Origin of the sequence: Paeniclostridium hominis (assembly GCF_014306135.1) — a bacterium.
Lineage (GTDB): Bacteria > Bacillota > Clostridia > Peptostreptococcales > Peptostreptococcaceae > Paraclostridium > Paraclostridium hominis.
Map to the genome: position 1 here is coordinate 1 of NZ_JACRWD010000025.1, position 1,298 is coordinate 1,298.

The following is a 1,298-nucleotide window of genomic DNA, read 5'->3' on the forward strand; positions in this document are numbered from 1 at the left end:
TCTTAAAGATTATGTGGTTATTATAGCAAAGAGGATACACCTGTTCCCATTCCGAACACAGAAGTTAAGCTCTTTAGCGCCGATGGTACTTGGTGGGAAGCTGCCTGGGAGAGTAGGACATAGCCGCGTAATCTTTTTTTTATTTTTTGAATATTAAAAAGCTATAGCACATATTATTTAATAAATATATATCTATTTTGATTAAAAAAGCTATTGAAGGTCAATAATCTAGTTGTACAATATAAATTTTGGATTTAAATTATATTTAAAGTTTTATTATATTAAATTGAAATTAGATAAAAATTGATATAGGCAGAGTAAAAAATATTGTATTTTGTAAAATTTAGTTTTTATAGGAGGAAATCAGCCTTTTATATAGAATATAATAATAAATAGAATTAATAAACTTATTAGGATGTGATTTGAATGGATAAATCTGTTGCTAAGGTAATTAATTTATATGAATATAAGTCAAATAAAAAACAAAAAGAAGTTGATAGAGATCAATTGTTAAAATTAATAAAGCAAATTATGATTACCAAATAAAGGAGCATGTTGCTCCTTTATTTTATTGCATCTTTAAATCATTTATATAATTTTGAAATTGATTGAAGTCATCATTACTTGTTAATTCTATTACTTCAGATGCTTCATTATCAAAATTTTTTAGATATATTTTATGATTATTACTCTCAGAATTATAATAAATACATCTAAAGCCATCCTCATACAATTCTTTTATATAACTAAAGTCTGACATAATTAATCAACTCCTTAAATTATTATAAATTTAATATAGTTTTCCAATATAGATTAATATATATTCAATGTATAAATCATGGGATTATAGGAAAGCTATATTTGTAAAATAAAATTTTTGAATCTTAATTATATAAATTTTATTTAAAGGTTATAAAAAAATAAAAAAAGTTTTTAAAAAAGTATTGACTATATTAAAATGAGATGGTATAGTATTACTTGTCCTTAAGAAAAGGGCAAACACGAAAGACAAAATGAACTTTGAAAATTAAACAGTAGGTTAATTATAAAAATTCTTTTTAAAGAATTAAACAACAAACAACCAAGCCAGATATTCAGATAATGATAGCTGAGCGATGGACAACTTTTATTTGAGAGTTTGATCCTGGCTCAGGATGAACGCTGGCGGCGTGCCTAACACATGCAAGTCGAGCGATTCTCTTCGGAGAAGAGCGGCGGACGGGTGAGTAACGCGTGGGTAACCTGCCCTGTACACACGGATAACATACCGAAAGGTATGCTAATACGAGATGATATAT

At 26.7% G+C, this 1,298-nt stretch carries 1 protein-coding gene and 2 rRNA genes; 2 read left to right on the top strand and 1 reads right to left on the bottom strand.

Annotation, left to right across the window (positions count from 1 at the left end; all coding sequences use genetic code 11):
* Positions 1-12 precede the first annotated feature (12 nt).
* Positions 13-129, top strand: a 5S ribosomal RNA gene (gene rrf / locus H8891_RS14985).
* Between the two features lie 439 nt (positions 130-568).
* Here rrf and H8891_RS14990 read toward each other — a convergent pair.
* Entirely contained in the window at positions 569-760 is a 192-nt protein-coding gene (locus H8891_RS14990) for a hypothetical protein (protein ID WP_147548246.1), read from the bottom strand.
* A 366-nt stretch (positions 761-1,126) separates the two neighbouring features.
* On the opposite strand from H8891_RS14990, the gene H8891_RS14995 reads away from it, so the two are divergent.
* Positions 1,127-1,298 (top strand): 16S ribosomal RNA (locus H8891_RS14995); the annotation flags it as partial.

Excerpts from the sequence above, each read along its gene's own strand:
- H8891_RS14990 (WP_147548246.1), bottom strand. The coding sequence starts at position 760 with ATGTCAGACTTTAGTTATATAAAAGAATTGTATGAGGATGGCTTTAGA.